Origin of the sequence: Microbacterium sp. NPDC077663 (assembly GCF_044542795.1) — a bacterium.
Taxonomy (GTDB): Bacteria; Actinomycetota; Actinomycetes; order Actinomycetales; family Microbacteriaceae; genus Microbacterium.
In genome coordinates this window covers 590772-612597 of sequence record NZ_JBITVE010000002.1, presented here as the reverse complement: position 1 = coordinate 612597, position 21826 = coordinate 590772, and the positions used below count along the sequence as shown (strand labels likewise).

Here is a 21826-nt window from a genome sequence, read left to right as displayed (position 1 = left end):
CTCATGGCCGGCGAGACCATCATCACGGTCGTGGGCAACCTCACGGCGGACCCCGAGCTGCGCTACACGCAGAACGGCCTCCCCGTCGCGAACTTCACGATCGCATCGACGCCGCGCAGCTTCGACCGGCAGGCCAACGAGTGGAAGGACGGCGAAGCGCTGTTCATGCGCGCGTCGGTCTGGCGCGAGTTCGCTGAGCACGTCGCAGGCTCGCTCACCAAGGGCATGCGGGTCGTTGCGACCGGCCGCCTGAAGCAGCGCTCCTACCAGGACCGCGAAGGCAACAACCGCACGGCGATCGAGCTGGAGGTCGACGAGATCGGCCCCTCGCTGCGCTACGCCACGGCGCAGGTCACCCGCGCCGCCTCTTCGGGCGGCAACGGCGGCGGCAGCTTCGGCGGCGGTCAGCAGTCGCGTCCGCAGGTGCAGCAGGACGAGCCCTGGGCCACGCCCGGGTCCTCGGCTCCTGACGCCTGGAGCGCGCCCGGGACGAGCTACGGCGACGACACCCCGTTCTGATTCGAATTTCGGACGCCGCGGGCTGCGGCATCCACCTCTCTTAAGGAAGACACATGGCTGGAAAGGCAACCGGCGATCGCCGCAAGCCGCGGAAGGGCGCGAAGAACGCCGCTCCCGCGAAGGCGATCCGCGTCGGCGTCATCGACTACAAGGACGTCGCGACGCTTCGCAAGTTCATCTCGGAGCGTGGGAAGATCCGCGCCCGTCGTATCACCGGAGTCTCGGTGCAGGAGCAGCGTCTGATCGCCAAGGCGATCAAGAACGCCCGTGAAATGGCGCTCCTGCCCTACGCCGGCGCTGGCCGGTAAGGAGTACCGACATGGCAAAGCTGATTCTCACGAACGAGGTCGCCGGGCTCGGTAGCGCCGGTGACGTCATCGAGGTCAAGAACGGGTACGCCCGCAACTACCTCATCCCCCAGGGCTTCGCTGTGGCCTGGACCCGCGGTGGCGAGAAGCAGGTGGCGTCGATCCGCGCCGCTCGCGAGTCCCGCGCGATCCACGACCACGAAGAGGCTGTGGCGCTCAAGAACACGCTCGAGTCGAACACGGTCAAGCTGACCGTCAAGGCCGGCGCCGAAGGCCGTCTGTTCGGTTCGGTCAAGACCGCCGACGTGGCCGACGCCGTCAAGGCCGCCGGTTTCGGTGACCTCGACAAGCGCAAGATTCACATCACCTCGCCGATCAAGGCCGTGGGCGAGCACGAGGCGACCGTTCGCCTCGGCGACGAGCTCACCGCCGTGATCACCCTGCAGGTGGTCGCCGCCAAGTAATCCCGGCGCGCGGTTCGGATGCCGCGGTCCCCTCCCTCACGGGTCGGGACCGCGGCATCCGTCGTTTCCGGGGGTGTGGTGTTCGCCGATGCAATGGATCGCGGGCGACACGCCGTGACATGGGGCGTGGATGCCGCGTGTCGCCCCGCATCCATTGCGTCGACGCACGCTGAGGGCGGATGCCGCAGGTGGGGGCCTGCGGCATCCGCCATTTTGGGGGGAGCTGTCCGCGGATGCAATGGATCTCGGCCGGCGCGCCGGCGATGGGGAAGGGGACCCGGCGTGTCGTGCCGGATCCAGTGCATCCGCGAGGGGTGGACGGATGCCGCGGGTGGGGGCCCGTGGCATCCGCCCTTCGGGGGGAGCTGATCAGACGGTGCGGCGACGCAGCGTGAGCACTGCTCCAGCGGCGATCAGGGCGATCGCAGCCAGGGGAAGCCACGGGGTCGCGACGCCTCCGGTCTGCGCCAGTGCCGACGGGGTGTCGCCACCGGTGGCCTGAGGGACCATCGGAGCGGGGCTGCCGCCGGGGATCTGACCGTCCGCGCCGTCACCGGGGACCGTGGGGTCGACCGGGGTGGTCGGGTCCGTCGGGTCCGTGGGGTTCACCGGGGTGGTCGGGTCCGTCGGGTCGACCGGGGTGGTCGGGTCCGTCGGGTCCGTAGGGTCGACCGGCGTGGTCGGGTCCGTCGGGTCCGTAGGGTCGACCGGCGTGGTCGGGTCCGTCGGGTCCGTGGGATCCGTCGGGTCGACCGGGTCGGTCGGGTCCGTGGGGTCCGTGGGGTCGGTCGGGTCCGTCGGGTCCGTGGGGTCGGTCGGGTCCGTCGGGTCCGTCGGGGTGCCCGGGTCGGTCACCTCGCTGTCGCCGATGATCGAGACGGCGGTGTCACCGACGGTGATCGGGATGCCGATGGGCAACACGATCTGCGTACCGCTACCGATGCCGCCTTCACCCGAGGTGACGGGTCCCGTCGACGTGCCGGTGCCCGGCGTGCCGGCGGAGCCGCCGCCGATGACCGAGCTGTCGCCGATCACCGAGACCGCGGTGTCATCGACCGTGACCGGGAGGCCGATCGGGGCGACGACCTGGGTGCCCGAGCCGATGCCGTCGGTGCCGTCGGTGGACGGGCCACCGGTGGTGCCGGTTGCGGGAGCGGCCGGCACCGCGGCATCCGTGCTCTCGGTCGAGCTGTCGCCGATGACCGAGACCGCGGTGTCACCGACGGTCACGGGGACCGTGATGGGAGCGATGACCTGGGTGCCCGAGCCGATGCCGTCCGAGCCGCCCGTCGTGGGCGCCGGGGAGGTGCCGCCCGAGACCGGCGCAGCCGGTGCCGACGTGCTCTCGCTCGTGCTGTCGCCGATGACCGAGATCGCCGAGTCATCCACGGTCACAGGGGCCGTGATGGGGGCGACGACCTGGGTGCCGGAGCCGATGCCGTCGGTGCCGTCGGTGGACGGCGCCGTGGCGGGTGCGGCCGGCGTGGCGGGTGCCGGTGCGGCGGGTGCCGCGGCATCGGTCGACTCGGTGGTGCTGTCGCCGATGACGGAGATCGCCGTGTCCTCGACCGTCACGGGGACGGTGATGGGGGCGACGACCTGGGTGCCGGAACCGGTGCCGTCAGTGCCGTCGGTGGACGGCGCCTGAGCGGGCTTGGCCGGTGCCGGCTTGGCGGGTGCCGCGGCATCCTTCGACTCGGTCGTGCTGTCGCCGACGACCGAGATCGCGGTGTCCTTCACCGTGATCGGGACGTTGACGTCGACCAGAGCCTGCGACCCGGATGCGGCGCCGTCGGCGCCACTCGTTGACGCCGACGAGGTCTTCCGCGGCTTCGCCGGCTCGGCCTTGTCGTCGGACGAGCTGGACGAGTCGCCGATGACCGAGACAGCGGTGTCGCCGACGGTGATCGGGATGTCGACGTTCAGGATGGCCTGGGTGCCCGAGAGCAGCCCATCCTCCCCGGACGTCGTCGGTTCTGCGGCCTGCGCGGCCGCTGCGCCGAAGAGCGTGATGCCCCCGGCCACGAGCGTGCCCAACAGGACACGCGACAACGTGGAATTCATTTCATCTCTCCTCAGAAAATCAACAGGGATTGGCGCCATGGCGCCGGCACGCACAGCGTGCGGATGCATGCCGCGAAGAAGCGCGGCGCGATCCCCGTCAGTCGGGAGAGACGTCGGTGTCGAAGAAGGGCGCAGGGAGCCCCTGCTCGTCGGTCGGACGGCCCCGTCGTGCCCAGGCACGGTGCGCGACGGGAAGCCCGAACGGGAGCAGGGCAAACAGCCCGGCAGCTCCTCCGGTGGACGTGGAAGTCAGTGAACCGGACTCCGACGCGGGTGCGCTGGGCGCAGGCACGGCGGGGTCGGTGAGAACGAGTGGATGCTGCGCGACCGCAGCGGCATCGTCGGCAGGAGTCTGCGCGACGGCAGCCGAGAAGAGCGCCACGACGCTCGCAGGTGTGATGCCCCCGACCTCGTCCAGGACGGTCGACGTCCGCGTCGGGACGGCGCCGGTCTCGACGTCGATGGCAGGCTCCGAGGGCGCGAGCTCATCGGAACCTCCCACCTCGGACGGGATCGGTGCGACCGGGAGCGTGGGCGAACCCGGAACCTGCACGGGCAGGTTCGGGAGCTCTGGAGTGACGGCGTCCACGACCGGGTCGGTGACGCCGGCGACCGGCGGAATCACAGGTGAGACGGCGTCGACCACAGGGTCCGTGACGGGGCGGACGGCGTCGACGACCGGCGGGAGGACCGCTTCCGCGACGGGAGTCACGACGGCGTCCGTGACAGGCGCCACCGCCTCGACGACCGGCTCCACGAGCGCGTCGGTGACGGGGGTGACGGCGTCGGTGACGGGCCTCACGACCGCGTCCGTCACAGGCTCCACGACCTTATCCGTGACCGGCGCGACGATCGGGGCGACAGTCTCGGCGATCGGGGTGATGACCTTGTCGGTGACCGGCTTGACGACCGTGTCGGCGACCGGCTTCGTCACCTTCTCCGTGACCGGCTTGGTGACCTTCTCCACCACCTCGGCGGTCGGCGGGACGACCTTGTCGGTGACGGGCTCGGTCACCTTGTCCGCAACGGGCTTGGTCACCTTCTTCACGATCTCGGCGGCGGGCTTCGTCACCTTCTCCGTGACGGGCCTCGTGATCTTCTCGACCGTCGGTGCGACGACCTTCTCGACGGTCGGCTTCACCGCGTCATCGACGACCGGTTCTCCGATCTTTTCGATCGTCTTCGTCACCCCGCTCAGCAGCCCGTCGTCGGTGCGGTCGGATGCGCGTGCATCCGATGCGAAGAGAACGACGGTGACAAGGGCCCAGAGCACCGCCATCCCGAGGCCGATCGCGGCGAGAAGACCGAAGCGCGCGAACGCGCGGAGCGTTGTGTGCACAGGTCGCCTCCACGATGGAAACATCGGGACGCATGCCGAGAGGGCCGCGTCTGCGGGGTGCCTGGACTAGAGACGGTACGCCGTGCCTATGAATTACGCAAGAGTTTTCCCTGTTCGAGAGGGCAGGTCGCTCCGCGACTTTCTCATTTGACAAACGGCCGATTCTGCACATGGGGGTGGGGATAACGCAGAACCTTCAACCGACACTTGAGGTCGGTTGTCCATCCACAGGCTGTGGGAAAGCAAAAACCCGATCAAGTCCAGTTTCCTGTTGGAGTATCGGTTGCGATCCCGCCTTTCTCCACAGGCTCTCTGCACAGGGTGCGCGGCGTTTCCCGCACCCTTTCCACATAGTTATCCACAGGCTGGCTTGCGTGTGTCGGAAGCCCTCCCTAGCGTGTGCGAGGGCCTTCCAGCGGGCCCGGAAGAGGGGCGTGCATGTCGATCGCGGATCTGTCGGACGACCGAATCGGCGGCTCCCGCGGCCCCGAACGGACTCCGCCGCACGACATGCTCGCTGAGCAGAGCACTCTCGGTGGCATGCTCCTGTCCGGCGACGCGGTCGCTGACGTCATCGAGGCGCTGCGCGGGACCGACTTCTACGTGCCGAAGCACGAGCTGATCTTCGAGGCCGTCCTGTCCCTGTACTCGCACGGCGAGCCGACCGACGTGGTCGCCGTCACCGATGAGCTCATCAAGACCGGCGACCTGCAGCGTGCCGGCGGGGCGGACTATCTGCACTCGCTGACGTCGATCGTCCCGACCGCGGCCAATGCCGCGTACTACGCGTCGATCGTGCGGGAGCGGGCTCTGCTGCGTCGCCTCGTCGAGGCCGGCACCCGCATCGTCCAGATGGGCTACAACGGCCAGGGCGAAGCACTCGACCTCGTCAACAACGCCCAGGCCGAGATCTACTCGGTGACCGGGGCGGAGCAGTCCGAGGACTACGTCCCGCTCCAGGTCGCCGTCGATGCCGCCGTCGAGGAGATCGAGGCGGCCCGCGGTCGAGACGGTCAGATGACCGGCATCCCGACCGGGTTCGCGGGTCTCGATCAACTCACCAACGGCCTGCACGGTGGTCAGATGATCGTCGTCGCTGCGCGTCCCGCGATGGGTAAGTCGACCCTCGCGCTCGACTTCGCCCGCGCCGCCGCCATCAAGCACAACCGTCCGACGGTCTTCTTCTCGCTCGAAATGGGGCGCAGCGAGATCGCCATGCGCCTCATGAGCGCCGAGGGTTCGGTCCCCCTGCAGAGCATGCGCAAGGGCATGCTCGACAGCCGGGACTGGACCACGATCGCCTCGACGCGCGGTCGCATCAACGATGCTCCTCTCTATATAGACGACAGCCCGAACATGACGCTCGTCGAGATCCGCGCGAAGTGCCGCAAGCTCAAGCAGCGCGTCGGCCTCGAGATGGTCGTCATCGACTACCTGCAGCTCATGACGAGCGGTAAGCGCGTCGAGTCGCGTCAGCAGGAGGTGTCGGAGTTCTCGCGTGCGCTGAAGCTCCTCGCGAAGGAGCTGCAGGTGCCGGTCATCGCGCTGTCGCAGCTGAACCGTGGCCCCGAGCAGCGCGCCGACAAGAAACCCGCCATCAGCGACCTGCGCGAGTCGGGCTCGATCGAGCAGGATGCCGACATGGTGATCCTGCTGCACCGTGAAGCCGCCTACGAGAAGGACAGCCCTCGCGCCGGCGAAGCCGACCTGATCGTCGCCAAGCACCGAAACGGTCCGACCGACACGGTCGTCGTCGCGTTCCAGGGACACTTCTCCCGCTTCACCGACATGGCCGTGGGGATGGACTGAGCGTCCATCCCGGCTGACAGCGGAGGATCCGCGAGGATTCGGCGCGCTCCGTCGCGGCGGTCGGGCTCTTACGACCGTCTGGCGCATGTCTGAGGAGCCGTTAAGGATTCTTCGGCTCACTGAGGGAACAACGTCGTGGAGCGGCCCCCACGGGCACGTGCTCACGACGACCGTCCGCAGGCTGCGTCATCACGGCGCGTCGCATGTCGCGAAAGGAACGCGATGACTCCCTCCGCCCCCTCCCCCCGCCCTCGTCCGTCGAAGTGGCGCGGGTGGCTCGTGACGATGCCGCTCGCCGCCGCGCTGACGCTGGCGGGATGTTCGTCGGTCGCCGCCGTCTCGGCATCCGATGACACCTCCACGGCGCAGTCGACCGAGACCACCGAGACCGAAACGGCCAGCCAACTCACCGGCGCCACAGATGCGACGGCCACGGCCGCCGACGTCCGCGCGGGCAACCAGGAGAGCCACGATGCCGATGACGACGCGGAGTGGTCCGAATCGGATGCCGTGACGATCTCGCTCGACGGAGACACGGCGACGGCGTCGGACACGTCGTCGGTCAGTGTCGAGGACGCGCTCGTGACGATCAGCGCGGCGGGCACCTACGTCCTCGCCGGCGACTACACCGGACAGGTCGTGGTGAACAGCTCCGGTGAGGGCAAGGTCGTGCTCGTGCTCGACGGCGCGACGATCACGACCGATGTCGGCGCCGCGATCGACGTGCAGGCCGCCGACGAAGCGGTCGTCATCCTGGCGGACGGCTCGACGAACAGCCTCAGCGACGCGTCGAGCTACGCCGAGGATGCCGAGGCGAACGCCGCTCTCTACAGCGCGGCCGACCTGACGCTCACCGGCACCGGTGCCTTGCAGGTGTCGGGCAACGGCAACGACGGGATCGCCTCGGCGGATGGTCTCGTGATCCAGTCCGGATCGATCACGGTCACGGCCGCGGACGACGGTATCCGCGGGAAGGACTACGTCGTCATCCGCGACGGTGACATCACCGTCGACGCGGGCGGCGACGGGATCAAGAGCGACAACGAAGAAGACGCCGAGCGCGGGTACGTCGACATCTCGGGCGGCACGATCGACATCGTCTCGGGCGACGAGGGGATCGACGCGTTCACCGACGTGATCACGACCGGCGGCGACGTCACGATCGTCGCCGGCGGTGGGTCGGATGCCGGGAGCGACACCGCTTCGGCGAAGGGCGCCGCAGCCGGGGTGATCGCGGTGCTCGAGGGCGGCACGATCAGCATCGACGCCGCAGACGACGCGGTGCACTCCGATTCGTACGTGCACCTCGCCGGGGCGGCGCTGAGCCTCGCGGCCGGCGACGACGGTGTGCATGCCGAGGCGGAGCTTGTGCTGTCGGCCGGCGATGTGACCATCACCGACTCGTACGAGGGTCTGGAGTCGGTCTCGATCACGGTGACGGGCGGGTCGGCCGACGTGACCGCGAGCGACGATGCGGTGAACGGTTCAGCGCCCGGCGGCGGCGCATCCGAACCCGGGACGGGCAGCGCGACGGCAGAGTTCACCATGAGCGGAGGAGAGCTCGTGCTGCTCGGCGGAGGCGACGGCATCGACATCAACGGGTCGTGGGCGCAGACGGGCGGCACGATCGTGGCATCCGGTCCGAATGCGGGCGGCGACGGCGCGATCGACGCGGACGGCGGCATCGACATCTCGGGCGGCGTGCTGGTCGCCGCGGGCGGCACCCCGGAGGTCCCCGAGGAGAGCTCGGAGCTCGACTCGGTACAGTTCACTTTCGATGCGGTGTCGGCGGGCACGGTACTCACCGTCGTCGACTCCGACGGCAACGCCCTCGCATCGTTCACGACGGTGCAGTCCACGTCGGGGTTCCTCTTCACCTCGGCCGATGTCGTCGACGGCGAGTCGTATTCGCTCCTGAGCGGCGGCTCTGCGGGCGAGGGGATCGCGGGCACGTACGCGGCGGGCGGGTCCGGCGGCAGCGCCGTGGCGACGGCGACGGCCGGTGAGCTCACCTCGACCATGGGCGGCGGCATGGGTGGCGGCGGAGGCGGCATGGGCGGACCCGGCGGCGCTCGCTGACCGCAACGGCCGGATCGACGGCGAGATCGCCGGCGAGGGATCTCAGGGTTCGGGGAATGCGCCGCACGCTCGCGCGCTTATAGTTGACCAAACGCAACTTTCTCCGCCGGTCACTCCCGGCATCCCCGTCGCGCATGACCCGACGCGCGGCATCCCATCGGCCTCTCCTGCCCTCCGAGGAATCGTGACCACTGCCACCGCGTCGAGCCCGACCACCCGAAGCACCCCGGTGATGACCCACCGTCAGATCCTGTTCGTCATCTTCGGGCTCATGGCGGGCATGTTCCTGTCCGCGCTCGATCAGACCGTCGTCGGCACCGCGATCCGCACGATCGGCGACGACCTCAACGGACTCAGCCAGCAGGCCTGGGTGACGACGGCGTACCTGATCGTGTCGACGATCTCGACACCCATCTACGGCAAGCTCTCCGACATCTTCGGCCGCCGACCCCTCTTCCTCATCGCCATCGCGATCTTCATCATCGGCTCGGTCGCGGCGAGCTTCTCGACCTCGATGGCCGAGCTCTCCGCCTTCCGTGCGATCCAGGGCCTCGGGGCCGGCGGCCTCATGTCGATGCCGCTCGCGATCATGGGCGACATCCTCGCCCCGCGCGAACGCGCCAAGTATCAGGGCTACTTCCTCGCGGTCTTCGGCGTCTCCTCGGTCATCGGGCCACTCGTCGGCGGTCTGTTCGCCGGGGCGGGCGAGATCCTCTTCATCGCCGGGTGGCGTTGGGTCTTCCTGATCAACGTGCCGATCGGCCTCATCGCGCTGGCCGTCGTGCTCCGCTTCCTGCACATTCCACGCCACCCGCACGGCGCGGTGCGGATCGACTGGTTCGGCGCGGCGGCCGTCATCGTCGCGCTCGTGCCGCTGCTGCTCATCGCAGAACAGGGCCGGGAGTGGGGCTGGACCTCACCCATCGCCATCGCCTGCTACCTCATCGGTGCGATCGGCATCATCGCCTTCATCCTCATCGAACGCGGGATGAAGGACGACGCCCTCATCCCGCTGAAACTCTTCCGGTCGTCGACGTTCTCGATGGCGACGATCATCGGCGTCTTCGTCGGCTTCGCGATGTTCGGTGCGATGCTGACGCTGCCGCTCTACCTGCAGCTGGTGCTCGGCTCGACGCCGACCGAGAGCGGCATCCAGCTGCTGCCGATGATCCTGGGGCTCATGATCTCGTCCATCGTCAGCGGACAGATCATCGCCCGCACCGGCCACTACCGGATCTTCCCGACCATCGGCACGGCTCTCATGGCGCTCGGGTTCCTGACACTGACCTTCGTCCGGTACGACACGTCGTACTGGCAGATCGCCGGGTCGATGCTGCTCATCGGGCTCGGTCTCGGTCAGCTCATGCAGACGCTCACGATCGCCTCGCAGAACTCCGTCGGCCCGCGGGACATCGGCGTCGCCACCTCCGGCTCGACGTTCTTCCGGCAGATCGGCGGCACGCTCGGTACAGCCGTGCTCCTGTCGCTGCTGTTCGCACTCGTCCCGCTCAACCTTCAGACCACCTTCAAGGACCAGCAGTCGCTCGCGGACGCCCTCGACGCGGCCCTCGACCCGACGGTCGCGACCGCCCCGGCCAACGCCGGCATCATGTCGAAGGTCTACGAACCGTTCGTGGAGCAGCTCTCCGACGGAGCGCTCGACGGTGCGCAGAAGGGTGTCGACGAGGCGAAGGCCGCCGCCGCCGCCGCGGTCGCCCAGCAGGTCGCAGCCGGTACGATCCCCGCCGCCGCTCAGCAGCAGGCAACGGCCGAAGCCGAAGCGCAGGCGATCCAGCAGGCTGCGGCGAAGATCACCGAGCAGGTACCGGTCGCCAAGGTCGCCGCAGACGGGACGGTCACGCTCGACTTCTCGGATGCCACGGCTCGCCGCGCATTCGTCGACCAGGCGGTACCGCAGATCATCGACGGCATGTCGGGCTCGTCCGGCGCATCCTTCGACGACAGCACGATGGACGACACGTCGTTCCTCAACGGAGCCGACCCGCGTCTCACGAAGCCGCTGCTGGTGTCGTTCAACCAGTCGACGGTGAGCGTGTACTGGGTGGCCATGGGTGTCGCTCTGATCGCCTTCGTGCTGACGCTGTTCTTCCGCACCCCGCCGCTGCGCCAGAAGTCGGCGCTGCAGGAGTCGGCCGACGCGGAACGCCAGCCCGAGCCGATCGCGCTCGGCTGAGCTCAGGTGCTGCGGGCGGCCACGTCGCACGCGTGACCCCCGGCCACACGCGCGGCACTCGCACGCATAGGTCATCGGCCAATCGGGTCGGCTCGTCGTGAGGATTCCGCGTTTCCGTCCTTCTCCTCGCGCGCCGCGATTCTGGTGAAGAGGGCTCGCGCCCGGCGCCCGGCTGAGCCGGCTACGGACGGAGGAGGATGCCGGGCACGGGCATCAGCTCGTTCGCACGCACCGCGATGACGTCGAATCGCGACGCATCCGCGTTGCCCGCGATTGCGATCGCGACCGAGTCTTGAGTCGCGACGTGACCTGCGATCACGACCTCGAACGTCGGGTCCGGACCCGACGCCATGAGGTTGACGGCGTAGCAGGGCGCGGTGAGCTCGACGAGGTGGGTGCGGGCGTCGCCCGGGAACCGGACGGCTTCGCCCGCCCCTACGTGACGGAACTCGTCGTCGACCGAGAGGACGATGTCGCCCTCCCACGGGATGAGCGTGCGCACCTGGCCGGGGAAGGCGGAGAACGGGCCCGGAGCAGTGAGGTGCGCGATGCTCAGCCGCCACCGCAGTCCCGGCGTCAGGGTCGTCGATCGGTCCTCGTCGATGAGCTCCACCGTCGTCCCGCCGCCGTTCCGCCACGGAACCGGAGTGATCTCGGCAAAGCGGCGCAGGACATCGGGCATGAGAGCACGATAGGGCAGATGCGGCATCCTCCATCATTGCCATCTGGTGGCATGGCAGTTTTACTCAACGGAAACATTGGAAGGCGAGTCGCGTAACAGCGGCGCCATACCGTCATCCCAACGAAGGGAGCACGCATGGCCGAAACATCCACCCGCACCGTCGACCGCGCCCTGTCGCTGCTGGGCACCGTCTGCGACTCCGGGCCGATCACGCTCGCCGATGCCGCCCGCGCGGCCGAGCTGTCGGCGAGCACCGCCCTCCGGCTGCTCCGCACGATGGAGGCGCAGGAGTTCGTCCGCCGCGTGCCCGACGGTCGCTACACCGCCGGCGCCCGCATCGTGCAGCTCGGTGCCCTCGCGCTGTCCAACGACTCCCTCGTCTCTCTCGCCGAACCCGCTCTCGCCCGCGTCGTCGCCGCAACGGGCGAGTCGTGCTATCTCGCCGTCCGCGGCGCCGGTGACACGGCCCTCTACATTGCGATCGTCGAAGGCACCCACTCGATCCGCCACGCGAGCTGGGTGGGGCGCAGCATCCCGCTCGACGCCTCGGCAGCCGGTGCCGTGCTGCAGGGGGCGACCGGCGAGGCCGGCTACGTCGTGGTCGTGCAGGGTGTCGAGGACGACGTCACCGCCATCGCGACCCCGATCACCGTCGGCGACCGGATCGTGGCATCCCTCTCGGTCGTTGTGCCGAGCTACCGCACGACCGACGTCAAGAACGCTGCCATCGGACGCATGCTCGTCGCCGAGAGCCGCTCGATTCTGGCCCACCCGGAACTTCCCGCCGCCACCGAGGAGCGCGCCCGATGATTACCTTCCAGAACGTCACCAAGCGGTACGGCGACGCAACTGCCGTCGACGACCTGCAGTTGGTTGCGCCGACCGGCAAGCTCACGATTCTGGTCGGGCCCTCCGGATGCGGCAAGACCACCTCGCTCCGCATGGTGAACCGGCTCATCCGCCCCACCTCGGGCGACATCCTGCTCGACGGCGAGTCGACGGCGCGGATGGATGTCGCGGCCCTCCGCCGTCGCATCGGGTACGTCATCCAGCACGCCGGCCTCTTCCCCCACCGAACGATCGTCGACAACATCGCCACCACGCCGCGCCTGGCCGGTGCCTCGGCGAAGGTCGCTCGCGGCCGCGCGCTCGACCTGATGGAGCGCGTCGGACTTCCGACCAGTTTCGCGTCGCGCTACCCGTGGCAGCTCTCGGGCGGGCAACAGCAGCGCGTCGGGGTCGCCCGTGCGCTCGCCGCCGACCCCGAGTTCATGCTGATGGACGAACCGTTCAGCGCCGTCGACCCCGTCGTTCGGGCGCAGCTGCAGGACGAGTTCCTGCGCATCCAGCGTGATGAGGGCAAGACCATCGTCATGGTCACCCACGACATCGACGAGGCCCTCAAGCTCGGCGACTACGTCGCGGTCATGCGCACCGGCGGCCATCTCGCCCAGCTCGCGACCCCCGAGGAGCTGCTCACGAGCCCAGCCGACGCCTTCGTCGCCGACTTCGTGGGGCGCGACCGCGGCTACCGCTCCCTGGGCTTCCGCACCACAGCGGACCTGCCCCTCACGGCCGAGCCGACGGTGACCCTCGGCGCGTCCGTCGACGAGGCCCGCGCCGCCACCGACGATGAGTGGCTGCTGGTGGTGAATGCCGACCGCCGGCCCCTCGGCTGGGTCGAGCCGCGTCGCCTGCGCGGTCCGATCGCGGCATCCGATCTGAACCTCGCCGGAACCGTCGCGCCGCGCGGCGGTTCGCTGCGGCAGGTTCTCGACGCGGCCCTCAGCGCCCCCAGCCGCCGCGGCGTGATTGTCGACGACGCCGGGGCAGTCGCCGGGTCGGTCACCGCGGGCGCCGTCATCGCGGCGATCCCCGAACTCGATGCGGGAGCCGCGGCATGAACTTCGACTGGCTTGCCCGCGAGGCCGACGCGATCGCCGTCCTGCTCGGCTGGCACGTCGCGTTGTCGGTCATCCCCGTCGTGATCGGCCTCGCTCTGTCGCTGCCGCTCGGCTGGGCGGCACATCGCAGCGGCATGTTCAAGTCTGGCCTGCTGAGCGTCACGGGGCTGCTCTACACGATCCCCTCGCTCGCCCTGTTCGTGCTGCTGCCACCGATCCTCGGAACCCGCATCCTCGATCCGCTCAACGTGGTCGTGGCGCTCACGGTCTATACGCTCGCGCTCCTCGTGCGGACGGTCTCGGACGGCCTCGACTCGGTCGCCCCCGAGACCCTGCAGGCGGCGGATGCCATGGGCTACCGACCGCTCCACCGCCTGTTCGCCGTCGAACTGCCCGTCGCGGTGCCGGTCATCGCCGCGGGTCTGCGCGTGGCCGTCGTCTCGAACGTGAGCGTCGTCTCGATCGCGGCGCTCATCGGCACCCCGCAGCTCGGGCTGCTGTTCACCCAGGGAGCTCAACTGCGCTTCCTGACACCGATCATCGCCGGGATCGTGCTCTGCCTGCTGCTCGCCCTCGTGCTCGACGGACTCGTGCTGTTGACTGCGCGACTGCTCACCCCGTGGACCCCGAGGGGAGCGAACGCGTGATCGACTACCTGACGGACCCGGGGAACTGGGCCGGGTCCGGCGGCATCCCCGCCCTCGTCGGGCAGCACCTCGTCTACACGGCCGTCGCGTTGCTCATCGCCGGAGCGATCGGCGTCCCGGCCGGCCTGTACGTCGGCCACACCGGTCGTGGTGTCGTGCTCATCGCCGGCCTCGCCAACGCCCTCCGGGCGCTTCCGACCCTCGGCCTGATCGTGCTGCTCGTCATGATCGTCGCGCCGCTCATCGCGTCGGACCTCGCCTTCGTCATCCCCAGCATCATCGTGCTCGTGCTGCTCGCCATCCCACCGATCATGACCAACACGTACGCCGGGATCCGGGCGGTGGATGCCGCGGCCGTCGACGCCGCGGTCGGGATGGGGTACCGGCCGATGCGGGTCCTCTTCTCGGTTCAGGTGCCGTGCGCGCTGCCGCTCATCATCTCGGGCTTCCGCGGCGCCACCTTGCAGGTCATCTCCACCGCGACCATCGCCGCGTACGTCTCGCTCGGCGGGGTGGGACGCCTGATCATCGACGGCCGCGCGCAGAACGACTACGACAAGATGCTCGTCGGCGCGGTCCTCGTGGCCGTGCTCGCTCTCGTCGTCGACCTGCTGCTCGGCCTCGCCTCGCGCGTCCTCGTCTCGCCCGGCATCGACCGGCGCACCTCCCGCATCCCCCTCCGCGTGCGGCGTGCCCGCCTCGCAACCCCCTGACCCTGCTCCTCTCCGAAAGCTCCACCCGACCCGCACCACTTCTCACCTCACCCTCCGTGTCCGCACGGGAAAGGAAACCCTCATGATCCGCACCCGCCTCGCCGCGGTGGCCGCGCTCGCGTCCGCCTCCGCCCTCGCCTTCACCGCCTGCTCCTCGGGCGGCGACCCGCTCGCCGCGGAGGTGGAATCCGCCCCCGCCGGCAGCATCGTCATCGGCTCGGCGGACTTCCCCGAGAGTCAGCTGCTGGCCACCATCTACGCGCAAGCCCTCACCTCCGCCGGCGTCGAGGCTACGACCCGCCTCAACATCGGCAGCCGCGAGGTGTACATGCCCGCTCTGCTCGACGGCTCGATCGACATGCTCCCCGAGTACACGGGTGCGACCCTCAGCTACCTCACCGAGGGCGAGGCGGGTGTCTCCAGTCCCGAGGACGTCTCGGCCGCACTCAAGGAGGCGCTGCCCGACGGCATCTCGATGCTGACGCCCTCGGACGCCCAGGACTCGGACGTACTCGCCGTCACGAAGGAGACGGCAGAGCAGTACGATCTCACGACGATCGAGGACCTGCAGCCGCACGCGGCCGAGATGGTCCTCGGCGGCCCGCCGGAGTGGCCGACGCGTCACGAGGGCGTGCAGGGTCTCGAAGAGGTCTACGGCCTGACCTTCAAGGAGTTCAAGTCACTCGACGTGGGCGGCCCGCTGACGATTGCGGCGCTCGAGAACGGACAGATCCAGGCGGCCGATATGTACTCCACGTCGCCGGCGATGTCAGACTTCGTCGCCCTGGAGGACAACCTGAACCTGTTCCCGGCGCAGAACATCGTGCCGATCCTCGCCACCGACAAGGTGAGCGACGAGGTGACCGAGGTGCTCGACGAGGTCTCGGCCGCCCTCACCACCCAGGACCTCATCGACATGAACGCGAAGCTCGACGACCAGCAGAGCCTCGATGACGTCGCGGCCGAATGGCTCGCCGCGCACGATCTCGCCGACTGATCACCGCTCCACCAGAAAGAGAGTTACCGAGATGACCGGAAGCCGCGCGGTGCGCGCGCCGCGGGGGACGACGCTGACAGCCAAGAGCTGGCAGACCGAGGCCCCGCTGCGGATGCTCATGAACAACCTCGATCCCGAGGTCGCGGAACGACCCGAAGACCTCATCGTCTACGGCGGCACGGGAAAGGCCGCCCGCAACTGGGCGAGCTACGACGCGATCGTCGCCACCCTCGCCGACCTCGAGGACGATGAGACCCTGCTTGTGCAGTCGGGTAAGCCCGTGGGGGTGTTCCGCACGAATGTGTGGGCACCGCGCGTGCTTCTGGCCAACTCCAACCTCGTCGGCGACTGGGCCACCTGGCCCGAGTTCCGCCGCCTCGAGGCCGAGGGCCTCATGATGTACGGCCAGATGACGGCCGGCTCATGGATCTACATCGGCACCCAGGGCATCCTGCAGGGCACCTACGAGACGTTCGGCGCCGTAGCGCGCAAGCGTTTCGGCGGCACCCTCGCGGGCACGCTCACGGTGACCGGCGGGTGCGGTGGCATGGGTGGCGCGCAGCCGCTCTCCGTCACGCTCAACGGCGGCGTCGTGCTCATCGTCGACGTCGATGAGACCCGCCTGCGACGCCGTCAGGGTAAGCGCTACCTCGACGAGGTCACCACCGACCTGGACGACGCCCTCGCCCGTGTCCTCGCCGCCAAGGCCGAGGGGCGCGCGCTCTCGGTGGGTCTCGTCGGCAACAGCGCCGAGGTCCTGCCCGAGCTGCTTCGTCGCGAGGTGCCCGTCGACATCGTCACCGACCAGACGTCCGCGCATGATCCCCTCGCCTACCTGCCCGCCGGCATCCCGTTCGAGGACTGGCGCACCGAGTCGGCGCGCGATCCGGAGGCCTTCACCGAGCGCTCCCGCGAGTCGATGGCACGCCACGTCGAAGCGATGGTGGGCTTCCAGCAGCGCGGCGCGGAGGTGTTCGACTACGGCAACTCGATCCGCGACGAGGCTCGTCAGGGCGGCTACGCGGACGCGTTCGCCTTCCCGGGGTTCGTGCCGGCCTACATCCGGCCGCTGTTCTGCGAGGGCCTCGGCCCCTTCCGCTGGGTGGCGCTGTCGGGGGACCCCGCCGATATCGCCGTGACCGACCAGGCGATCCTCGAGCTCTTCCCCGAGAATGAGGGCCTGAAGCGCTGGATCACCGCCGCCCAGGAGCACGTCGAGTTCGAAGGACTTCCCGCCCGCATCTGCTGGCTCGGCTACGGCGAGCGGGCGAAGGCCGCGGTGCGTTTCAACGAGCTCGTCGCCGAGGGCAAGATCTCCGCCCCGATCGTGATCGGCCGCGACCACCTCGACTCGGGGTCGGTGGCCTCGCCGTATCGCGAGACCGAGGCCATGGCCGACGGCTCGGACGCCATCGCCGACTGGCCGATCCTGAACGCGCTCATCAACACGGCGTCCGGGGCGACCTGGGTGTCGCTGCACCATGGCGGCGGTGTCGGCATCGGCCGTTCGATCCACGCGGGTCAGGTCTCCGTCGCCGACGGCACGCCGCTGGCCGCCGAGAAGCTGCAGCGCCTGCTGACGAACGACCCCGGGATGGGCGTCATCCGCCACGTGGATGCCGGGTACGACCGTGCGATCGAGGTCGCCCGCCAACGCGGGGTGCGCGTTCCGATGCTCGAGGCCGAGAAGGTCGAGGTCTGAGATGGACCGGGAGGAGGTGGTCTTCGGGCTCGGGTCGACCTCGATCGATGAGCTCGTCGCGGTCGCTCACGGTGCACCCGTGCGGGTGTCGGATGAGGCGCTCGCCGCCGTCGAGCGGACGAACCGCCTCCTCCAGGCCCTCGCCACGTCGGGTCAGCAGATCTACGGACTGACGACCGGCGTCGGTGACCTCTACAAGGTCGGGGCCGTCCAGCAGACCGTCGCCGATGTCCAGCTCGGGATGCTGCGCAGCCACGCCAGTGGTGTGGGCACCCCTCACGACGAGCCGGCGACGCGGGCCATCACCGCCGCGATCGTCCGTGCCCTGTCCCGGGGACACAGCGGCATCCGTCCCGTGCTCGTGACGACCCTCGTCGCGATGCTCAATCGCGGCGTGACCCCGGTCGCACCCTCGCAGGGTTCCGTCGGATACCTCACCGCCACCGCCCACATCGGCCTGGTCGCCTTCGGCGAGGGTGAAGCCTGGTTCGCCGGCGAACGTGTGCCCGCCGCGGTCGCCTTGGAGCGAGCCGGGATCCGCCCCCTCGTGCCCGAGGCCCGCGAGGGGCACGCGATCATCAGTGGAACTTACGAGATCACCGGGATCGGTGCGCTCGCCGTCGCCGGCGCTCGCGCCCTCGTCGACGTCGCCGATCTCGCCGGCGCGATGTCGCTCGAGGCGCTGCGGGGCAACACCCGCGGGTACGACCCCCGCCTGCAGGCGCTGCGGCCGCATCCCGGTCAGGTCGAGACTGCCAGGCGGCTGAACGCCCTCCTCGCCGACAGCGAAATCCTTGCGGCGCACCGCGACCACCGGCTGCAGGACGCCCTGAGCCTGCGCTGCATCCCGCAGGTGCACGGCGCGGTGCGCGACGCGCTCGCCTACGTCGAGGCCGCGGTGCAGACCGAGATCGACGCCGTCACCGACAATCCGGTGTTCGTCGTGGAGGACGACGAACTCGTCGCCCTGCCCGGCGGCAACGGACACGGCGCCCCCGTCGCCCTCGCCCTCGACGCCCTCGCCATCGCGGTGGCCGAGGTGAGCACGATGTCGCAGGCCCGCGCCGACCGGCTCACGCACGCGGCCCTCAGCGGTCTGCCGGCCTTTTTGGCAGCCGGCACTCCGGGGATGTCGGGGTTCATGATCCCGCCCTACGTCTCGGCCGCTCTCGCCGGCGAGAACCGCGCGCTCGCCGCCCCCGCGTCGGTGCACACCGTGCCGACGTGCGCCGGTCAGGAGGACCACGTCAGCATGGGGACCACGGCGGCCATGCAGGCGCGCCAGGCGGTCGCCAACGCCGAGCGCATCATCGCGATCGAACTGCTCTGCGCCGCTGAGGCGCTGGAGTTCCATGCGCCGCTCACGGCAGGGGCGGGCACCGCCCGGGCGCACGCGGCGATCCGCGAGCGGGTCGCTCCCCGCGACACCGATCGGTTCATGGCTCCCGATATCGACGCCGTCACCTCGCTCGTGACCGGGGGCATCCTCGCCCTCGTCGTCCACGAAACCACGTCCACATCCGAAGGAGACTCCCGTGTCGACTGAGACCCCCCGCCCGCTCGACGGCGTCCGCGTGCTCGACCTCTCCCGTGTCCTCGCCGGGCCGCTGTGCGCCACGATGCTCGCCGACCTCGGCGCGACGGTGACGAAGGTCGAGCTGCCCGGCCGCGGCGACGACTCCCGTCACTTCACCCCGCACATCGGAGGCGAGAGCAGCTACTTCATGCTCGTGAACCGGGGCAAGCGGTCGATCGCGCTCGATCTGAAGTCCGAGGAGGGCCGCGCCCTGCTCGAGCGGCTCATCGCCGACGCCGATGTGCTCGTCGAGAACTTCCGACCCGGGGTGACGGCGCGTCTCGGCCTCGACTGGGAGAGCGTGCGCGCGATCAACCCGCGCCTCGTCTACGTCAGCATCTCGGGCTTCGGCCAGACGGGTCCCCTCTCTCACCGGCCCGCCTACGACCACATCGTGCAGGCGATGGGCGGCATCATGTCGGCGACCGGATGGGCCGACGGCCCGCCGACCCGGGTGGGCGACGCGATCGGCGACGTCGTCGCGGGCATGTACGGCGCATGGGGCGCGCTCGCCGCGCTGCTCCAGCGGGCGCAGACCGGCGTCGGTCAGCACGTCGACGTCGCGATGCTCGACGCGATCTTCTCGCTGCAGATGGTCGCCCTCTCGCAGGTCCTCGCGGGGGCGGCCGCGCCCGCCCGCCTGGGCAACGCTCACCCCATCAGCGCTCCGATGGACGCGTACGCCTGCGCCGACGGCCACATCGTCATCGCCGTCGCGAACGACGCCCTCTTCGTCCGGCTCGCGACCGCGCTCGGCCGGCAGGAATGGCTCGACGATCCGAGGTTCTCGACCGATCCCGCCCGCCTCGCACACCAGGAGGACCTGCGCAGCGAGATCGAGCGGTGGACGGGTGCGCGCGCGGTCGACGAGGCCGTCACGGCCCTCGAATCAGCCGGCGTGCCCGCCGCACCCATCTGGGACGTGGCGCAGCTCGCCGACAGCGACCATGCCCGCGCCCGCGGACTCGTGCGCACGGTCGAGCACCCCGTCGCCGGTGCGGTGCCGCTCGTGCCCCAGCCGGTGCGTTTCAGTGGGACGGATGCCGCGGCCCAGGCGCCCGCGCCCACGCTCGGCCAGCACACCGACGCCGTCCTCGCCGACGATCTGGGCCTCGACGCCGCCGAGATCGCGCGGCTGCGCGCCGCGGGAGTGGTCGCGTGAGCGCCGCGTCCGCACCCGTCGCCGTCCTCGGCGCCGGCACGATGGGGGCAGGCGTCGCCGCCGTCCTCGCGGCGCACGGCCACGACGTGCGGCTCTACTCGCGAAGCACCGCGACCCTCGAGGCCGCCCTCGCGATCGTCGCCGCCCACGATGCTGCCGCCGTCGGCCGGGTGGCCACGACGACCGACCTCGATGACGCGGCGCGCGGCGCCCGTCTCGTGATCGAGAGCGTCGCCGAGGACCTCGCGCTCAAGCGCGACATCCTCTCGCGCATCGAACCGATCGTCGCGGCGGGTGCCCTCCTGACGACGAACACCTCGAGCGTCCGCATCACCGACATCGCGACGGCGCTCGCGGACCCGACGCGTTTGGTCGGCCTGCACTGGTTCAATCCGCCGACGGTCATGCCGCTCGTCGAAGTCGTCCGCGGCGAACTGACCTCCGACGACACCGTCGCCGAGGCTCGAGACCTGGCCGCCGACCTCGGCCGCGACAGCATCGTCGTCGACCGCGACGTGCCCGGCTTCGTCGTCAACCGGCTGCAGTACGCGATCCTGCGCGAAGCCATCGCCCTGGTCGAGCAGGGGATCGCGACGCCCGCCGACGTCGACCGCTCAGTGCAGACGACCCTCGCCCCGCGCTGGTCGGCCTTCGGGCCGCTCGCGCTCATGGACCTCGCGGGACTCGACGTCGTCGAGAAGGTGTCGGGCATGCTGATGGCCGACCTGGCTGCCTCGGGTGGTGTCCCGCGCACCGTCGCCGCGCTCGTGGCCGAGGGCGCCCTCGGCGCCAAGAGCGGCCGGGGCTTCTACCCGTGGTCGCCGGCCGACGCCGACCGCGCGCGTGCGGAACGCGACGCCGTCGTCCGACTCCTCACCGCCCGGCGTACGGGGGCGGACGCATGAGTGTGCGAGAAGAGACGCGCGGTCACGTCGCGACCGTTACGATCGCGCGCCCCGAGAAGCGCAACGCGCTCGACGCCGACACCCTGGGCGCCCTCGTCGCCGCCCTCGATCGATTCGACGCCGACCCGGCTGTCCGCGCGATCGTTGTCGCGGGTGACGAGCGGGCGTTCGCCGCGGGCGCTGACCTCGGCGACCTCGGTTCAGCGGGCGCCGTCGACCTGTACCGCAGTGGCTTCAGCGAGCACTGGGATGCGGTCGCCGCGATCCGCACGCCCCTCGTCGCCGCCGTCCGCGGGTACGCCCTCGGAGGGGGGCTCGAGCTCGCCCTCGCGTGCGACGTCGTCGTGATCGCCGATGACGCGGTGCTCGGGTTCCCGGAGGTGCGCCTCGGCATCCTCCCCGGTGCCGGCGGCACGCAGCGACTGCTGCGCGCCGTCGGCAAAGCGGTCGCCCTCGACCTGCTGCTCACCGCCCGTCGCATCAGCGGTGCCGATGCGGCACGCCTGGGCATCGCCAGCCGGGTCGTGCCGTCGGACGAGGTGGATGTCGCCGCCCAGACCACCGCCGACGAGATCGCCGAGGGGGCACCCGTCGCCGCGGGGATGATCAAGGCCGCAGTGCTCGCCGGCTTCGAGATGCCCCTCGGCGCGGCGATCGCCCACGAGCGTGCCCTCTCGGCCCTGATCGCCGCGAGTGCCGATCGGACGGAGGGCATGCGCGCCTTCCGCGCCCGCGAGACCCCCACGTTCGAAGGACGTTGAC

Annotated in this window: 19 protein-coding genes; 16 read left to right on the top strand and 3 right to left on the bottom strand. The window is 70.1% G+C overall.

Annotation, left to right across the window (positions count from 1 at the left end; all coding sequences use genetic code 11):
- Positions 1-3 precede the first annotated feature (3 nt).
- Genes ACIGEP_RS10485 through rplI form a run of 3 tightly spaced genes read left to right on the top strand, consistent with a single transcriptional unit; the run spans position 4 to position 1291 of the window.
- Positions 4-519: a single-stranded DNA-binding protein gene (locus tag ACIGEP_RS10485; RefSeq protein ID WP_396661563.1), complete on the top strand. Its 516-nt coding sequence runs from the start codon at positions 4-6 to the stop codon at positions 517-519.
- Between the two features lie 53 nt (positions 520-572).
- Positions 573-827 carry a 30S ribosomal protein S18 gene (rpsR, locus tag ACIGEP_RS10480; protein ID WP_005054609.1) on the top strand — a complete coding sequence of 85 codons (255 nt, stop codon included), beginning with the start codon at positions 573-575 and terminating at the stop codon, positions 825-827.
- 11 nt (positions 828-838) lie between these two features.
- The gene (rplI, locus tag ACIGEP_RS10475) at positions 839-1291 is read left to right on the top strand and encodes a 50S ribosomal protein L9 (RefSeq protein ID WP_396661562.1); all 453 of its coding nucleotides are present in this window, start codon (positions 839-841) and stop codon (positions 1289-1291) included.
- Between the two features lie 369 nt (positions 1292-1660).
- On the opposite strand, the gene ACIGEP_RS10470 is transcribed toward rplI, so the two are convergent.
- Together ACIGEP_RS10470 and ACIGEP_RS10465 are read right to left on the bottom strand one after the other, a co-directional pair.
- Complete coding sequence (locus ACIGEP_RS10470; RefSeq protein WP_396661561.1) at positions 1661-3355, bottom strand: LPXTG cell wall anchor domain-containing protein; 1695 nt, start codon at positions 3353-3355, stop codon at positions 1661-1663.
- 97 nt (positions 3356-3452) lie between these two features.
- The gene (locus tag ACIGEP_RS10465) at positions 3453-4694 is read right to left on the bottom strand and encodes a hypothetical protein (RefSeq protein ID WP_396661560.1); all 1242 of its coding nucleotides are present in this window, start codon (positions 4692-4694) and stop codon (positions 3453-3455) included.
- Positions 4695-5132: 438 nt separating this feature from the next.
- On the opposite strand from ACIGEP_RS10465, the gene dnaB reads away from it, so the two are divergent.
- From dnaB to ACIGEP_RS10450, 3 genes are all read left to right on the top strand, one after another.
- Complete coding sequence (gene dnaB, locus ACIGEP_RS10460; RefSeq protein ID WP_064002773.1) at positions 5133-6503, top strand: replicative DNA helicase; 1371 nt, start codon at positions 5133-5135, stop codon at positions 6501-6503.
- Positions 6504-6725: 222 nt separating this feature from the next.
- Positions 6726-8582: a carbohydrate-binding domain-containing protein gene (locus tag ACIGEP_RS10455; protein WP_396661559.1), complete on the top strand. Its 1857-nt coding sequence runs from the start codon at positions 6726-6728 to the stop codon at positions 8580-8582.
- Between the two features lie 232 nt (positions 8583-8814).
- Entirely contained in the window at positions 8815-10776 is a 1962-nt protein-coding gene (locus tag ACIGEP_RS10450; protein ID WP_396661980.1) for an MDR family MFS transporter, read from the top strand.
- A 181-nt stretch (positions 10777-10957) separates the two neighbouring features.
- Here the strand turns inward: ACIGEP_RS10450 and ACIGEP_RS10445 are convergent, their stop codons facing one another.
- Complete coding sequence (locus ACIGEP_RS10445; protein WP_396661558.1) at positions 10958-11458, bottom strand: HutD family protein; 501 nt, start codon at positions 11456-11458, stop codon at positions 10958-10960.
- A gap of 135 nt (positions 11459-11593) precedes the next feature.
- Here ACIGEP_RS10445 and ACIGEP_RS10440 point away from each other — a divergent pair, with 135 nt between their 5' ends.
- The 10 genes from ACIGEP_RS10440 (at position 11594) to ACIGEP_RS10395 (ending at position 21825) form a co-directional block, all read left to right on the top strand.
- Positions 11594-12268: an IclR family transcriptional regulator gene (locus tag ACIGEP_RS10440; RefSeq protein WP_396661557.1), complete on the top strand. Its 675-nt coding sequence runs from the start codon at positions 11594-11596 to the stop codon at positions 12266-12268.
- On the top strand, positions 12265-13362 hold the full coding sequence (locus ACIGEP_RS10435) for an ABC transporter ATP-binding protein (protein WP_396661556.1): 1098 nt from the start codon (positions 12265-12267) through the stop codon (positions 13360-13362). The genes ACIGEP_RS10440 and ACIGEP_RS10435 overlap by 4 nt, the downstream gene beginning before the upstream one ends.
- A complete protein-coding gene (locus tag ACIGEP_RS10430) occupies positions 13359-14009 on the top strand; it encodes an ABC transporter permease (protein ID WP_396661555.1) in 651 nt (216 codons plus the stop codon). The genes ACIGEP_RS10435 and ACIGEP_RS10430 overlap by 4 nt, the downstream gene beginning before the upstream one ends.
- Positions 14006-14722 (top strand): ABC transporter permease, encoded by a 717-nt coding sequence (locus ACIGEP_RS10425; protein ID WP_396661554.1) that lies wholly within the window; start codon positions 14006-14008, stop codon positions 14720-14722. The genes ACIGEP_RS10430 and ACIGEP_RS10425 overlap by 4 nt, the downstream gene beginning before the upstream one ends.
- An 82-nt stretch (positions 14723-14804) precedes the next feature.
- Complete coding sequence (locus tag ACIGEP_RS10420; protein WP_396661553.1) at positions 14805-15719, top strand: ABC transporter substrate-binding protein; 915 nt, start codon at positions 14805-14807, stop codon at positions 15717-15719.
- A 31-nt stretch (positions 15720-15750) separates the two neighbouring features.
- A complete protein-coding gene (gene hutU, locus ACIGEP_RS10415) occupies positions 15751-17421 on the top strand; it encodes a urocanate hydratase (RefSeq protein WP_396661552.1) in 1671 nt (556 codons plus the stop codon).
- Between the two features lies 1 nt (position 17422).
- Positions 17423-18967, top strand: a complete 1545-nt coding sequence (gene hutH / locus ACIGEP_RS10410; RefSeq protein WP_396661551.1) for a histidine ammonia-lyase — start codon at positions 17423-17425, stop codon at positions 18965-18967.
- Positions 18957-20159 carry a CaiB/BaiF CoA transferase family protein gene (locus tag ACIGEP_RS10405; RefSeq protein ID WP_396661550.1) on the top strand — a complete coding sequence of 401 codons (1203 nt, stop codon included), beginning with the start codon at positions 18957-18959 and terminating at the stop codon, positions 20157-20159. Before hutH ends, ACIGEP_RS10405 begins: the two co-directional genes overlap by 11 nt.
- Positions 20156-21064: a 3-hydroxyacyl-CoA dehydrogenase family protein gene (locus ACIGEP_RS10400; RefSeq protein WP_396661549.1), complete on the top strand. Its 909-nt coding sequence runs from the start codon at positions 20156-20158 to the stop codon at positions 21062-21064. Before ACIGEP_RS10405 ends, ACIGEP_RS10400 begins: the two co-directional genes overlap by 4 nt.
- Positions 21061-21825, top strand: coding sequence for an enoyl-CoA hydratase/isomerase family protein (locus ACIGEP_RS10395; RefSeq protein WP_396661548.1), 765 nt, complete (start codon positions 21061-21063; stop codon positions 21823-21825). The genes ACIGEP_RS10400 and ACIGEP_RS10395 overlap by 4 nt, the downstream gene beginning before the upstream one ends.
- Position 21826: the final 1 nt, after the last annotated feature.

Coding starts and splice junctions, on each gene's coding strand:
- ACIGEP_RS10420 (WP_396661553.1), top strand. CDS start 14,805: ATGATCCGCACCCGCCTCGCCGCGGTGGCCGCGCTCGCGTCCGCCTCC.
- ACIGEP_RS10435 (WP_396661556.1), top strand. CDS start 12,265: ATGATTACCTTCCAGAACGTCACCAAGCGGTACGGCGACGCAACTGCC.
- ACIGEP_RS10440 (WP_396661557.1), top strand. CDS start 11,594: ATGGCCGAAACATCCACCCGCACCGTCGACCGCGCCCTGTCGCTGCTG.
- ACIGEP_RS10450 (WP_396661980.1), top strand. CDS start 8,815: ATGACCCACCGTCAGATCCTGTTCGTCATCTTCGGGCTCATGGCGGGC.
- ACIGEP_RS10470 (WP_396661561.1), bottom strand. CDS start 3,355: ATGAATTCCACGTTGTCGCGTGTCCTGTTGGGCACGCTCGTGGCCGGG.
- ACIGEP_RS10485 (WP_396661563.1), top strand. CDS start 4: ATGGCCGGCGAGACCATCATCACGGTCGTGGGCAACCTCACGGCGGAC.
- dnaB (WP_064002773.1), top strand. CDS start 5,133: ATGTCGATCGCGGATCTGTCGGACGACCGAATCGGCGGCTCCCGCGGC.
- ACIGEP_RS10430 (WP_396661555.1), top strand. CDS start 13,359: ATGAACTTCGACTGGCTTGCCCGCGAGGCCGACGCGATCGCCGTCCTG.
- rpsR (WP_005054609.1), top strand. CDS start 573: ATGGCTGGAAAGGCAACCGGCGATCGCCGCAAGCCGCGGAAGGGCGCG.
- ACIGEP_RS10395 (WP_396661548.1), top strand. CDS start 21,061: ATGAGTGTGCGAGAAGAGACGCGCGGTCACGTCGCGACCGTTACGATC.
- rplI (WP_396661562.1), top strand. CDS start 839: ATGGCAAAGCTGATTCTCACGAACGAGGTCGCCGGGCTCGGTAGCGCC.
- hutH (WP_396661551.1), top strand. CDS start 17,423: ATGGACCGGGAGGAGGTGGTCTTCGGGCTCGGGTCGACCTCGATCGAT.
- ACIGEP_RS10445 (WP_396661558.1), bottom strand. CDS start 11,458: ATGCCCGATGTCCTGCGCCGCTTTGCCGAGATCACTCCGGTTCCGTGG.
- ACIGEP_RS10455 (WP_396661559.1), top strand. CDS start 6,726: ATGACTCCCTCCGCCCCCTCCCCCCGCCCTCGTCCGTCGAAGTGGCGC.
- hutU (WP_396661552.1), top strand. CDS start 15,751: ATGACCGGAAGCCGCGCGGTGCGCGCGCCGCGGGGGACGACGCTGACA.